Consider the following 12,393-nt stretch of genomic DNA (forward strand, 5'->3'; position numbering starts at 1 on the left):
GGTCTGTATCATTATGACGACGACAGATCGCCACCGGCCCCGGAGACGTCCAAGGGACGGCCAAGGGACGGCCAGGGGACGCCGGGTCAAGGCGCGGGTCCGGCGCCGGGCGGCTCAGTCGGGCCGGCCGGCGACGAGGGTCAGGTGGTTCTCCCCGCCTTCGCGGGCATAGGCGAGGGATTCCAGGAAATTGCGCATGAGCTGGATGCCGTGCCCGCCGATCCGGGCGTCCTCGATGGAGGCGGGCACTTCCGGCTCGGCGATGGTCGTCGGGTCGAACGGCACGCCGTTGTCAATCAGGCGCACGGCGATGCGCCCCTCCGGCAGGCGATGGCACTCGATGCGGATGCGCGGGACGGCGTCGCTGTCCCGGAAGCCGTAGGAGACCACATTGGTCAGCGCCTCTTCCAGCGACAGCTCCAGCGCGAATCGGGTGGCCTGCGGCCAGGCCTCGGCCTCGGCCAGGGCGCCGAGCCAGCCCGTCGCCTTGGTGATGTCATCAATGCGCGCCTGCACGTCGAGGCAGGAGATGAGGCTTGAGGCTGTCGGCGCGGGCATGGCCGGCCGTCACGTGCCGCTGGCGGCGCCGGCCGCGGCGAGCGCCTCGTCCCGCGTGGCGTGGATGGCAACCAGCTGGTCCACGCCGGTCGTCACCAGCACTTTCTCCACCTGGGGGTCGCAGGCAAACAGATGCATCGCCCCGCCCTTGCGCCGCAGCCCCTTGGCGCCCGCCAGCAGGAGCCGGATGCCGATGGAGGCCATGAACGGGGTGCGGGACAGGTCCACCAGCAGCAGCGCGGCCTCGTCGCAGGCCGCTTTGAACTGGGGTTCCACCTGGGCGGCGCCGGCAATGTCGAGACGCCCGTCAAGGCTGACGAGGACGAGGCCCGGGCCGAGCGGCTTACTCTCGATCTTCATGCGCGCGTGTCTCTGTACGATGCGGACCGGCCGGCGCGGACCACGAGCGTGGTCCGGCGGCGGCAGTGTAATGAAGACGACGGCGGGCGGAAACTCCGGCGGCCGTCGTCCGGGTCGCGGCCCCGCGGTCGCCCGGTCAGGCCGGCCTGGGCCGCGCGAACAGGACGCCGGCGGCGCCGCATTCGAGCCGGCTGCGCTCATAGCCGTGCCAGCCATCGGCGAACAGCGCCTTCTGCCGGGGCATGTCCAGCGGATCGACGAGAATGGCCTCGCCCGGGTCGTAGGTGGTGCCGTCGCGCACCAGCACGTAGCGGGCATAGCCGCCGAAGAAGAGCTGGATGTCGTGGATGGGGAAGCCCTCGGCGAGCAGGCTCGACCAGCTCGGCGTGTTCACCGGCGCGGCGGTGGAGAACAGCACCATGTCGGCCGGCGCCGCCTGGACCCGCGCCGCGATCATCACCCGCTGGAGCCCGCGCCCGCGATAGGCGGGGTGCACCGAGGCGCCGGCCAGCCGGCCCACCTTCGCTTCCGGCGGAAGGCCGAGCAGGCGGTGCGGCCCGTCCTTCGGGGTATGGTCGTGCTGGAGAATGCCGTAGGCGACCAGCAGAGCCCCGTCATAGAGCCCGACCGTCCAGCCGCGCCCGCCCAGGATGCCCTCGAAATACGAGCGGTTTTCCGGCTTCACCACCTCCGGCCGCACCAGGGGGCCGATGGCGAGATGGTGGAGCGCGTCGACCGCATCGAGATCGTCCGGCCCGAGCTCGCGGGAGGTGAGCGGTTCGTTCAGCGCGAACTCGCGGAGGGCATTCATCAGGTGATCACTTCCGCATAGTTGAGCATGGCGATAGGGGGATACACCCCGAGCTGCTTGGCAATGTTCATGTTGATGATGAGCGCGAAGCGCCGCAGCGTCTCTATGGGAATATTCCGAGGGGGCACGCGCTGCACCAGGATCTCCACAGCCTTGGACGCGGCCAGCTGGCCCACCGAGTAATACCGGCTGACCAGGCCCACCAGGCCGAGCCCCTCGCGCAGGAAGAATTCGGTGGCGCCGAAGGTGGGCAGGCCCGCGCTGAGCGCCGCCGGCCCCACCCGGTCGAAGATGGTGGCGAGGAACGTATCCGCCGGCAGATAGAGCCATTCGGCGCCCTGCGCCTTCAGGTTGCGCACGAAATCCTCCACGCCCTCGCCGGTGGGGCGGTTGCCCACCATGGTGAGGGGCTGGGCGATGACGCTGGCGTCGATGCCGGCGCAGAAGGCCTGCATCTCCTCGATGATGGCCACCGAGTTGCGCTCGTTGGGCGAGTAGATGACGCCCACCTTGCGGAACGCCTTGTAGCTCTGCATGGCGCGCATCTGCACGTCGGTGGGCACCACGTGCACCGCGCCGGTGACGTTGCGTCCGGAGGAGGCGAGCGAGGGCGCGATCTTCACCTGCACCGGCGCCGCCACCAGCGCGAACACCACCGGGATGTCGTGCACGAAGGGCGCGTCGGGCGGGGCGTCGTAGGGCCCGGCGACGGCGAGGGTGTTGGGCGTGCCGTAGGTGTAGATGAGGTCCGGCTTGAAGCCGGGCAGCGCCTCCGCGAGGATGGGCTTCACCCGGCTCGCATCGCGTTCCACGTCGCGGGTGAGGAACTCCACCTTGATCTCGTTGGCGGCGAAATAATCGCGGAAGCCGCGCTCCACGTCGGTGTCGCCCCGGAAGGTGAGCATCAGGATGCGGAAGGGCCGGCCCTGCGCCGCGCCGGCGCCGGGGGCGGCCGGCCCCGCGGGAGCCGGCTGGCCGTGGGCGCCGGGCAATCGGCCCGCGAGCCCTGCGGCGCCGGCGCCGAGGCCCAGGGCGAGGAGGGAGCGACGGTCCATCAGGCGGAGCTTCCTTCCGATGCGGCCGCAGACGAGGCGCGGCGGGGAGATTGCTTCATTCTGAGTTCCGATAGCGCAAACAGGGCCGCTCCCGCTACTGCCACGGTGCCGATGAGCGCCGTTGCCAGGGCAAATCCCACGGATGCCATGAGAAATCCGGCGCTTGCCGGGCCCGCGGCGTTGCCGCTGCGCTCCACCAGGCGGAACAGGCCAAGAACACCGGCCGCCCGGCCGCCGCCCAGCGCCGCAGCCGTGTCCGCCACCAGCGCCGACTGGGAGGCGATGGACATGGCCTGTCCGTAGCCCAGCGCCACCAGCGCCACCACGATGAAGGCGATGGAGGGATTGAGCACCATGGCCATGGCGCCGAGCCCGGACACCAGCGCCCCCGCCACCACGAAGCCGCCGCGGGCGTCGAACCGGTCGGCCATGGCGGCGAAGAAGGGCACCGCCAGCACCATGATGACGGGATAGATCATCTGGAACCGGCCGATGGCGGCGGAGGAATAGCCGAGGCGCTGCAACTCCAGCGGCACCAGCAGGAAGCACAGGGCCGCGAACAGGAACTTGGCCGGGAAGGCACAGCCGAACAGCAGCGCCATCAACCCCGGCGCCCGCGCCGCGTCCTTGAGGTCGGACAGGCCGACGCCCGCCGCCGCGCCGGCGCGCCAGGCCGTCTTCGGCAGCGTCAGGAACGCCACCACGAGCGCCACCAGGGCAAGGCCGGCAGAGGCGGTGAAGGCGGCGGGCGCCCCGAGCCGGTCGGCGATGACGCCGCCGATGGGCGGCCCGCACAGGCTCGCCACCATGATCGCCCGCACGAACACCGCGAGCGCCGCGCTGCGCGCCGCCCCCGCGGAAAAGTCCACCACATGGCCCTGCGAGGAGACGAAGACGAGGGCATAGCCCACCGCCGTCCCGACCCGCGCGGCCACGAACAGGGCGTAGGACGGGCTCACCGCCGAAAGCGCGTAGCCCATGGCCGCCAGCATCGCGCCGATGACGAATCCCCGCCGCCGGCCGAGCCGCTCGGAGAGGCCCGCGAACGGCACCTGGCACAGGGCCACCACGGCCATGAAGGCGACGATGGGCAGGCTCGCCGCGAGGTCCGGCGACAACGAGCCGCCTGCGGCGGCGACCGACTGGGCGAATCGCGGCAGGAACGGCCGCGTCAGCTCCTCCGCCAGCATGAACAGGAACAAAGCGGGGCGCACCGCGACGGCCGCCTCGCTTTCCGCCGCCTGCACCCGCCCGAGGCCGGTCCGTGTCTCGAGGTCGGCGAGGCGCGAGAGCGCGGTGGCGTCGCCCCGCGCTTCCGCCGCCGCCCGGATCGCCGCGTGGCGCTCGGCGAGGGCGCCGACATGACGGTCGATGGGGGAGACGAGAGCGCCCGCGGCGCCGGGGGAGCCCTCGTGCCGCGCCAGCACGCCCCGCCCGAGGGCCTTCAGGCGCCGCTCCACGGCCATCAGCGCGCCGATGCCGCGCGAGCCCACCACCAGCGCCACCAGTTCCAGCGCCACCAGCAGCGAGACGATGCCGATGAAGGCCACGTCCACCAGCACCGCGCCGACCTGGGCCGTGACCGCCGTGGGATCCACCAGGACGAGGACGTCGCCGAGCCGCCTCCCGGACGGGTCCGGCACCGGAATGCGGGCCTGCGGCGCCGCAGCGAAGGCGGAGGCGTCCCCCGCGCGGGCCAGTTCCGCGCCTCCCGCCGAGACCAGGCTGATCTGCGCGAACTCCGGATTGGCGGCGCGCAGGCTCTCGAAATAGTCGCCTACCCCCTCCAGCCGGTCGAACGGGACGCCCACCGCCCCGGCGCGCCCTATGAGGTCCGCCGCGGAGCGGGCGACCGTGTTGGCCTTGGCCAGGATCTCGGGAGCGATGGTGCGCTGCGCCGCCTGCTCGGCCCCCCAGCCGATGAAGGCGAGGGCCGAGCACAGGATGAGCACGATGGCGACGGTGATGCCGCCGCGCAGCCCGATCATGCCCGCCTCCGCGATTCGCCCGGCCGGGGCGCCGCCCCGGCCGCCGACGCCCTGCCGGATGTCGGCTTGCCGGGCGGGAACCCGCGCGCCGCCTCCCGGTGGACGCTCTCGGCCGCGGCGAGAGCGGCCCGCGCCGCCGGCGGCCAGGCGCCGGGGTCCGCCGCGCGCCGGGCCGCCCGGCGCAGCAGGGCGGCCAGCAGCAGCCCGATGACGATGGTGGCGGCGCCCGCCCCGATCAGCGCCGGCAGGGCGATCACCTTGAGATCGTCGCCGAGCGCCGCCGCGCCGGCCGCGAGAATCTGCGGATCGTAGCGCACCACCACGTGCCCGATGACCTCGTTGAGATCGTTGCGCACCGGCCGGGTGAGGCCGCGCCCGCCGTCCTGCGCCTCGGCGAGGCCGAGCCGCGCCGGATCGCTGGAGAACAGGACGATGCCGCGCTCGTCGGCCAGATCCATGGAGCGGATGGCGGGCTCCACCCGCGCCTCCCGGTCGAGCAGGCTCGTCAGCGTGCCCTGTGCCGGCAGGGCAATGCCCAGCGAGGCGGCCTGCTCGGCCACGTCGGCGACACGCTCGGCGGCGATGCCGAATCGCGCCTCGATCACCGAACGGTGGGCGTTGAGCAGGGTGACATAGGAGAAATAGGCGCCGAACGCGACGCACGCCGCCGCGATCAGTGCGAACACAGCGATCAGCCCGAGCGTGGTCCGCGCCATGTGTAGGATCCGCGTGGTGTGGTCCCGATGCTGTCCGTTGCGACCGGGACGGCCAGCCTGCCCCGTCGGCAGGCCCTTCATGCCACGAAAAGGGACCTGAGATTGAAGGTTTTTTTGGTCGCAGAGGAGTTTTTTATCTGGTTTGGCTTGAAGCTGGCGGTTAACGTCCCGGCGATCCTTTCATCGAAGTTCGCTGCATGACTTTCGTAAGCCGGCTCATCCTGGTCGCTGTCGTTTCCGTGAGCGCCGCGGTGATCGCGGTGGCGGCCATCGCCTTCACGGCAAGCGACAAGGTGGGCGAGGAGATCGAGCGCGCCCGTGTCGCCAACCTGCTCGGCACCCTGCGCGCCTCCACCGAGGCCAACCTGTCCATCGGGCTGCTGCTCGACCAGATCTCCCTGCTCCAGCCGCGAATCGAGCGCGAGAAGGCAAGCGACCCCTCCATCCTCGCCATCGACATCTTCAATGCGGGCGGGCGCGCCATCTATTCCACCGACCGCAGCGTGATCGGCGAGGAGGTCAGCCCCGGCTGGATTGGCCGCCTCTCGACCGACGGCGTGTGGACCGAGGCGGAGCGCGGCGACACCGTGTTCGGCACCCGCTTCGAGAACGACCTCGGCGTCGCCGGCGGAATCTCGGTGACCGTCTCGGACGAGGCCCGCGCCACCCGCGCCGAGCGCCTCGGCCTCGACCTGTTCTCCCGCACCGCGATGCTGGCGCTCGCCGCCTCCCTGGTCGCCGTCCTCGCCGCGCTGCTCTTCGCCTACATCGTGACCCGGCCCTATGACCGCGTGGCCCGCATCCTCTCCGGCGAAGGAACGACCTCGATCGACGACGACAGCATCGCGCAACTCGCCGAGGAGACGGTTCGGAGCTGGCGCGACGCCGAGGCCCGCGTCGATCGCGGGCTCGGGCAGCTGGGAGCGCTCGACGATGCGGCATGAACCTCCCGAAGGGGGGCGCGCGCGCCTCCTCACCGGCCTGTTCGCGCTCCTTGTCACCTTCATCCTCGGCTCCGCCGCCGCGGCGCTCCTGGTGAACGGCTATCGCGCGCGGGTCGAGGAGAGCGCGCGGCGCGACGCCCTCGTCATCGGCACCTCGGTGGCGCGCACCCTGGCGCAGCAGTTCGAGAAGGCCGCCCGCTTCGGCATTCCGCTGAAGCTGCTCCCAGGGGTGGAAATCCACCTGTCCGAAACCCTGGCGCGCACGCCGGGCCTCACCCAGATCGTCCTGCGCGGCGCCGACGGGCGCGAGATCCGCAGCGCCATCGGCGAGCATCCGGGCGCCGATTCCGTTTCCGCACCGGTGACGGTGGACGGCAACACGGTGGCCTCCGTGGAGGTCACCACCAACCCCGCCGCCCTCGCCACCTCGTTCGCCGACATCGGCCTCAAGGCCGCCGTCGTGGTTGCGGTATGCGCCGCCCTCGCGGCGCTGGCCGCCGGCCTTCTGGTGGGCGGCGCCCTGGAGCGCAACCGCGCCCGCCTCGTGGATGGCCTGATCCGTGCCATCGAGGGCGATTACGGCCAGTCCGACGACCCCCTGCGCCATAGCCGCCGCTCCAAGCCGCGCGGCGCGGTGGGCCGGGCCCTGCGCGCGCTGGACCGCGGCAACCGGCGGATGGCCGACCGCCACGCCGTGTTCGAGGCCTATGCGGAGGAATTGCTGGCGGTGGATTTCGACGGAGGGCTGCGGCCGGACGTGGAACGGGTGCGGCGCGAGGTGCTGGCGGCACCCGGCGCGGCTGAGAAGGAACGAGGCGTCTGATGCTGCTGCGCACCCGCATCACGCTGATCGTCGCCACCGGCTTCGCCGTCCTGATGCTGGGCATCTGGGGCGCGACCCTGCTGCGCGACCGCGTCGCCGAGGCCCAGGAAAGCGAGTTGGCCATCGAGGGCCAGACCGTGCTCTGGCGCGAGATCGTCGCCTTCCAGACCGCGAACCTCGCCCGCATCCTCGAGCGCGTGGACGGCTCGGCCTCGTTCCGCATCGCGCTCGGCTTCTCCGACCGGCCGGGCGTGGCTTCCGCGCTCCAGGAACTGGGCGTCAACATCAATGACGACGCCACTTATTTCGAGGTCGTGAGCGCCGACCGCGAGGTGGTGTTCAGCGACGGCGGCAGCGCCAACCGCTACATCCTCGATGCCGGCAGCCTCGACCGGGCGCTCAAGGGCGAGGTGCTGTCCGGCCTGCGTCAGGTCAGCGCCACCCAGGTGATCGTGCTGACCACCCGCACCGTGGAGCTGCCGGGCAAGGGCATGGCGGTCCTCGTCCTCGGGCGCGACGCCGCGCTCGGCATGGAGCGCTTCGCCCGCGGCCTCAGCGCCACCACCACCCTCGTCACCCTGCGCGGGCGGGTGGTGGCGAGCACCGACTTCCGGCTGTGGGAGCGCGCCAGGCTCGCCATCACGCCCCGCCGGCCCACCGCGGAACGCGTGGTGCTGGACGGGCGCAACTACAACGTCACCAGCATTCCCGTGTCCGACATCAGCTCCAGCACCGTGGGCGCTCTGGTCAGCTTCGAGGACACCACCGAGAGCGTCCAGGCCACCTCCCTCATCCACCGCTCGGCGGTGGCCGGCGCCATCGGCCTGGTGCTGATCGGCGTGATCGGGCTCAATGTCTTCCTCTGGTACAGCTTCCGCCCGCTCGAATCGGCCATCGACGTGCTGCAGGCGCTGTCGCGGGGCGACACCTCGGTCACCGTCGGCCATGTGGGCAATGACGAGATCGGCCGCATCGCCTCGGCGGTGGTGGCGCTGCGCGGCAACGTGCAGGCCCTCGCCGAGAGCCGGCGCCAGCGCGAGCGGGTGCGCCGTCGCCAGGAGGCGGTCATCTCGTCCGAGCTGCAGGCGCTCGCCGACGCCATCGACCCCACCGACCGCGAGGAGGTCCTCGCCTTGCTCGCCAAGGGCTCGGAGGGCGGGCAGGACGACGAGCTGAGGCGCGTCGCCCGCGTGCTGCACGACCTCTCGCGGCGCATCGTGGAGCAGCACACGCGTTTGTCCTCCATGGTGGTGGAGCTGCGCGAGGCCCTCATCACCAAGACCAAGCTTGCCGGCCTCCAGCAGGAGCTGGAGATCGCCCGCCAGGTGCAGCTCGCCATCCTGCCCAAGGAGTTCCCGCCGGACGCCCGCGTGGCGGTGCACGGCCAGATGACCCCGGCCCGCGAGGTGGGCGGCGACTTCTACGACTACTTCATGATCGACGACACCACCCTCGGCTTCGTGGTGGCGGACGTCTCCGGCAAGGGCGTGCCGGCGGCCCTGTTCATGGCCATCTCGCGCACGCTGCTGCGTTCCACCGCCTTGTTCGAGCGCTCCCCGGCGGGCTGCATCCGCCGCCTCAACGACCTGCTCGCGGTGGAGAACGAGCAGATGCTGTTCGTCACCGTGCTGTACGGCGTCATCGACCTGTCGTCCGGGCGGGTCAGCTACGTGAATGCCGGCCATAACCTGCCCTATCGCATCACCCGCGGCGGCGAGGTCTCCACCGTGCCCTCCACCGGCGGCATGGCGGTCGCGGTGCTGGAGGGCTTCGTCTATGTGGAGCACGAACTCCACCTCCAGCCGGGCGACACGCTCTTCCTGTACACCGACGGCGTCACCGAGGCGTTCGACGTGGACGAGCGGCCCTATGGCGAGGGCCGGCTGGAGGAGTTGCTCAGAAGCGGCGCGGCCGACTGGTCGGTGCCCGAACTGTCCGAGCGCGTGCTCGCCGCCGTCCATGTCTTCGAGCGCGGCGCCCCCCAGGCCGACGACATCACCTGCCTGACCCTGCGTTATTTCGGCGGGCACGGACCGCGCCGCACCCGGTGATGGCGCGCGGCCTCCCTGAACGGGAACGGATTCACGATCGGGGCCGCGTCGGCCGGATGGGCGGCGACCGAGCTCCTTCCGTATAGGCAGATCGACTGGACGGACGCGATCGGCCCGGCCAGCTGCACTTTCTTCAGGCGAGACGGTATCCACATCGCCCGAAAATACTTTAAGACCAGACCCAAGGCGCGGGATTAACCCGCCGCGGAGCCAGACGAGGGGAGACGCAACAGCCGGCGGCCATCGCCGGGAGGGGACGGCCTCATGCCGGCCCGGGAGGAGTGTCGACCGTGACCATGAACGCGCGAACGGCCGAATGGCCGGCCGGGGAAGTCTCCACCATCGGCGCGGTGGGCGTCGCCCATTTCTGCAGCCACCTGCTCCAGCTCGCCCTCGCCCCCCTGTTCCTGATGATGCGCGCGGACCTCGGCGTCTCCTTCTTCGCGCTGGGCGCGGTGCTCGCCGTCTTCTATCTGTGCTCCGGCGTCGGCCAGGTGACGGCCGGCATCCTCGTGGACCGCTTCGGCGCCCATCGCCTGCTGCTGGGCGGCCTGCTGCTGCAGGGCACGGCGACGGCGGCCATGGGCCTTGCGCCCCATTATGTGGTCCTACTGCCGCTGGCCGCCCTCGCGGGGCTGGGCAATTCAGTCTACCACCCGGCGGACCTCTCCATCCTCAGCCACAAGGTGGCGCCGGCCCGGCTGGGGCGCGCCTTCGCGGCCCACGTGATCGCCGGCAGCATCGGCTTTGCGCTCTCCCCCCTCGTCTCCGCCGCCATCGGCACGGCCCATGGCTGGCGGACGGCGGTCGGCGCCATGGGGGCGGGCGTGGTGGTGCTCGGCCTCGCACTCTTCGCCTGCCGCAAGGCCCTGAAGACCGAACCCGAGCATGGCCGCGCGCCCGGCGCCAAGGCCGCGCACGGCCCCGCCCCCACCTTCTTCCAGGTGCTCGCGCTGCCGGTGGTGCTCACGGCCTTCCTGTATTTCCTGCTCACCTCCATCTCGCTCTCGGGCATCCAGAGCTTCTCCATCGTCGCCCTCCAGGAAGGCTTCGGCGCCACGGTGGCGCTGGCGACTCTGGCCGTCACGCTCTACCAGTGCGGCAATGCGGCGGGCGTCTCTCTGGGCGGGGCGGTGGCGGACCGCACCACCCGCCATCACCTCATCGCCATGGGCGGACTCGCTTTCGCCTGCGCGCTGGCGCTGCTGGCGGCGGTGCTCGTGGTACCCGCGACGGTGACGGTGGGCCTCGTGGCGCTGGTGGGCTTCGCCATGGGCCTGACCACGCCCTCGCGCGACGTGCTGGTGCGCAGCGCCGCTCCGGCGGGGGCGACGGGCAAGGTGTTCGGGGTGGTCTATTCGGGCTACGACATCGGCGCGCTGCTGGGGCCGCTGATGTTCGGCCGGATGCTCGACCATCACATGCCGCGCCTCGTCTTCGTGGGCGCGGCGATCCCCCTCGGCCTTGCGGTGATGACCGCCTTCGCAGTACGCCGCCGGCCGCAGTGAGGGACGATGCGGTCTCCTACGACCCCAGCAGCACCTTGCCGGGATTGGCGAGGCCCCTGGGGTCGATGGCGGCCTTGATGGCGGCCATCAGCTCCAGCGCCACGGGGTCCTTGTAGAGGGGCAGCTCCTCGCGCTTGAGCAGGCCGATGCCGTGCTCCGCCGAAATGGAGCCGCCGAGCCCGGCCACGATGTCGTGGACGATGCGGTTGAACGCTTCCCAGCGGGCGAGATAGTCCGCCTTGTCCATGCCCACCGGCTGGCTGAGGTTGAAATGGATGTTGCCGTCGCCCATGTGGCCGAAGGCGCACACCCGCACCCCCGGCATGTGGGCCTCGCAGGCGCGGGCCGCCTCGGCGATGAAGCGCGGCACCCGCGACACCGGCACCGACACGTCATGCTTGATGGAGCCGCCCTCGAACTTCTGCGCGTCGGACAAGGCCTCGCGCAGCTTCCACAGGGCCTCGGCCTGGGCCTCGCTGGCGGCGATCACCGCATCCTCGATCTCCCCCGCCCCGAACGCCTCGCCGAACACCTCCAGCGCCAGGGCGGAGAGGTCGTCGTCGCGGCGGGTGGAGGTGAGTTCAGCGAGCGCATACCAGCTGTGGTCGCCGCCAAGCGCGCGGGTGGTGCCGGGAATATGCTTCAGCACCGTCTCCATGCCGAAGCGCGGCAGCAGCTCGAAGCCGGTGAGCGCGTCGCCGGCCACGTTGCGCAGGCGCTGGAACAGCCGGAGGGCGGCATCGGGACTTGAGAGGCCGGTCAGGGTGGTGGCGCGGACGCGCGGCGCCGGATAGAGCCGCAGCACGGCGGCGGTGATGATGCCCAGCGTGCCTTCCGCGCCGATGAACAGGTCTTTGAGGTCGTAGCCGGTATTGTCCTTGCGCAGGCGGCTGAGGCCGTTCCAGATCCGCCCGTCCGGCAGCACCACTTCCAGCCCGAAGGTCAATTCCCGCATGTTGCCGTAGCGCAGCACGGCGGTGCCGCCGGCATTACTGGAAAGATTGCCGCCGATGCGGCAGCTGCCTTCCGAGGCGATGGAGAGAGGGAACAGGCAGCCGGCCGCCGCCGCCGCCTGCTGCACCTGGTGCAGGGTGCAGCCGGCTTCGGCCACCACGGTGAGGTCGATGGGGTCGAGGTCGCGGATGCGGCTCATGCGCCTGAGCGACAGGAGGAGGCCGCCGAACGGCACCTGCCCGCCCACGAGCCCCGTATTGCCACCCTGCGGCACCACGGGAACCCCCGCCTCGGCGCAAGCGGCGACGATGAAGGACACCTCGTCCGTGGTCGCCGGCTCCACCATGGCGGGGGTGGAACCCTGGAACAGGCCGCGCCCCTCCACGAGCCAGGGGGCAAGCTCCGCAGGGTCGGTGATCACGCGGGCGGGACCGATGCGCGCGGCGATGCGCTCCAGCAGCCCGTTGAGGCGGGCGGCATCGAGAAGGACGGGATCCGGGGCGTGGCTCGACATGGCCGGGAGGGTGCCGCACGGCCCCCGGCTTCGCAAGGGCGGGCTTGGGTGCGGTGCGGCAGGGGGCTTGCACACTCAGGTGCGCTTCATCCCCCCATGTCGCGCCAGGAC

11 protein-coding genes are annotated in these 12,393 nt (G+C 71.5%); 4 read left to right on the forward strand and 7 right to left on the reverse strand.

Going from position 1 to position 12,393, the window contains the following annotated elements; all coding sequences use genetic code 11:
- Positions 1-114 precede the first annotated feature (114 nt).
- The 6 genes from K9U40_RS12950 to K9U40_RS12975 all read right to left on the reverse strand — a co-directional run bounded on the left by K9U40_RS12950 (position 115) and on the right by K9U40_RS12975 (position 5,488).
- Complete coding sequence (locus K9U40_RS12950) at positions 115-558, reverse strand: ATP-binding protein (RefSeq protein WP_282890608.1); 444 nt, start codon at positions 556-558, stop codon at positions 115-117.
- Positions 559-567: 9 nt separating this feature from the next.
- Complete coding sequence (locus K9U40_RS12955) at positions 568-918, reverse strand: STAS domain-containing protein (protein WP_282890609.1); 351 nt, start codon at positions 916-918, stop codon at positions 568-570.
- Positions 919-1,054: 136 nt separating this feature from the next.
- Positions 1,055-1,729 (reverse strand): hypothetical protein, encoded by a 675-nt coding sequence (locus K9U40_RS12960; RefSeq protein ID WP_282890610.1) that lies wholly within the window; start codon positions 1,727-1,729, stop codon positions 1,055-1,057.
- On the reverse strand, positions 1,729-2,784 hold the full coding sequence (locus K9U40_RS12965; protein ID WP_282890611.1) for an ABC transporter substrate-binding protein: 1,056 nt from the start codon (positions 2,782-2,784) through the stop codon (positions 1,729-1,731). Before K9U40_RS12965 ends, K9U40_RS12960 begins: the two co-directional genes overlap by 1 nt.
- Complete coding sequence (locus tag K9U40_RS12970; protein WP_282890612.1) at positions 2,784-4,772, reverse strand: MFS transporter; 1,989 nt, start codon at positions 4,770-4,772, stop codon at positions 2,784-2,786. Before K9U40_RS12970 ends, K9U40_RS12965 begins: the two co-directional genes overlap by 1 nt.
- Positions 4,769-5,488 (reverse strand): hypothetical protein, encoded by a 720-nt coding sequence (locus tag K9U40_RS12975; protein ID WP_282890613.1) that lies wholly within the window; start codon positions 5,486-5,488, stop codon positions 4,769-4,771. The genes K9U40_RS12970 and K9U40_RS12975 overlap by 4 nt, the downstream gene beginning before the upstream one ends.
- Positions 5,489-5,685: 197 nt before the next feature.
- Between K9U40_RS12975 and K9U40_RS12980 the strand changes: the two genes are divergently transcribed.
- The 4 genes from K9U40_RS12980 (at position 5,686) to K9U40_RS12995 (ending at position 10,814) form a co-directional block, all read left to right on the forward strand.
- Positions 5,686-6,432 carry a hypothetical protein gene (locus K9U40_RS12980; RefSeq protein WP_282890614.1) on the forward strand — a complete coding sequence of 249 codons (747 nt, stop codon included), beginning with the start codon at positions 5,686-5,688 and terminating at the stop codon, positions 6,430-6,432.
- Positions 6,422-7,255, forward strand: a complete 834-nt coding sequence (locus K9U40_RS12985; protein WP_282890615.1) for a hypothetical protein — start codon at positions 6,422-6,424, stop codon at positions 7,253-7,255. The genes K9U40_RS12980 and K9U40_RS12985 overlap by 11 nt, the downstream gene beginning before the upstream one ends.
- The gene (locus tag K9U40_RS12990) at positions 7,255-9,306 is read left to right on the forward strand and encodes a SpoIIE family protein phosphatase (protein ID WP_282890616.1); all 2,052 of its coding nucleotides are present in this window, start codon (positions 7,255-7,257) and stop codon (positions 9,304-9,306) included. Before K9U40_RS12985 ends, K9U40_RS12990 begins: the two co-directional genes overlap by 1 nt.
- Before the next feature lie 296 nt (positions 9,307-9,602).
- Entirely contained in the window at positions 9,603-10,814 is a 1,212-nt protein-coding gene (locus K9U40_RS12995; RefSeq protein WP_282890617.1) for an MFS transporter, read from the forward strand.
- Positions 10,815-10,830: 16 nt separating this feature from the next.
- Here K9U40_RS12995 and K9U40_RS13000 read toward each other — a convergent pair whose 3' ends face one another.
- Positions 10,831-12,282 carry an FAD-binding oxidoreductase gene (locus tag K9U40_RS13000; RefSeq protein WP_282890618.1) on the reverse strand — a complete coding sequence of 484 codons (1,452 nt, stop codon included), beginning with the start codon at positions 12,280-12,282 and terminating at the stop codon, positions 10,831-10,833.
- Positions 12,283-12,393: the final 111 nt, after the last annotated feature.

It is taken from the genome of Xanthobacter autotrophicus, assembly GCF_030015065.1.
GTDB classification, from domain to species: domain Bacteria; phylum Pseudomonadota; class Alphaproteobacteria; order Rhizobiales; family Xanthobacteraceae; genus Xanthobacter; species Xanthobacter autotrophicus_D.

What these genes read in the sequence shown, in the direction of transcription:
- K9U40_RS12950 (WP_282890608.1), bottom strand. Translation starts at nt 558, where the DNA reads ATGCCCGCGCCGACAGCCTCAAGCCTCATCTCCTGCCTCGACGTGCAG.
- K9U40_RS12955 (WP_282890609.1), bottom strand. Translation starts at nt 918, where the DNA reads ATGAAGATCGAGAGTAAGCCGCTCGGCCCGGGCCTCGTCCTCGTCAGC.
- K9U40_RS12960 (WP_282890610.1), bottom strand. Translation starts at nt 1,729, where the DNA reads ATGAATGCCCTCCGCGAGTTCGCGCTGAACGAACCGCTCACCTCCCGC.
- K9U40_RS12965 (WP_282890611.1), bottom strand. Translation starts at nt 2,784, where the DNA reads ATGGACCGTCGCTCCCTCCTCGCCCTGGGCCTCGGCGCCGGCGCCGCA.
- K9U40_RS12970 (WP_282890612.1), bottom strand. Translation starts at nt 4,772, where the DNA reads ATGATCGGGCTGCGCGGCGGCATCACCGTCGCCATCGTGCTCATCCTG.
- K9U40_RS12975 (WP_282890613.1), bottom strand. Translation starts at nt 5,488, where the DNA reads ATGGCGCGGACCACGCTCGGGCTGATCGCTGTGTTCGCACTGATCGCG.
- K9U40_RS12980 (WP_282890614.1), top strand. Translation starts at nt 5,686, where the DNA reads ATGACTTTCGTAAGCCGGCTCATCCTGGTCGCTGTCGTTTCCGTGAGC.
- K9U40_RS12985 (WP_282890615.1), top strand. Translation starts at nt 6,422, where the DNA reads ATGCGGCATGAACCTCCCGAAGGGGGGCGCGCGCGCCTCCTCACCGGC.
- K9U40_RS12990 (WP_282890616.1), top strand. Translation starts at nt 7,255, where the DNA reads ATGCTGCTGCGCACCCGCATCACGCTGATCGTCGCCACCGGCTTCGCC.
- K9U40_RS12995 (WP_282890617.1), top strand. Translation starts at nt 9,603, where the DNA reads ATGAACGCGCGAACGGCCGAATGGCCGGCCGGGGAAGTCTCCACCATC.
- K9U40_RS13000 (WP_282890618.1), bottom strand. Translation starts at nt 12,282, where the DNA reads ATGTCGAGCCACGCCCCGGATCCCGTCCTTCTCGATGCCGCCCGCCTC.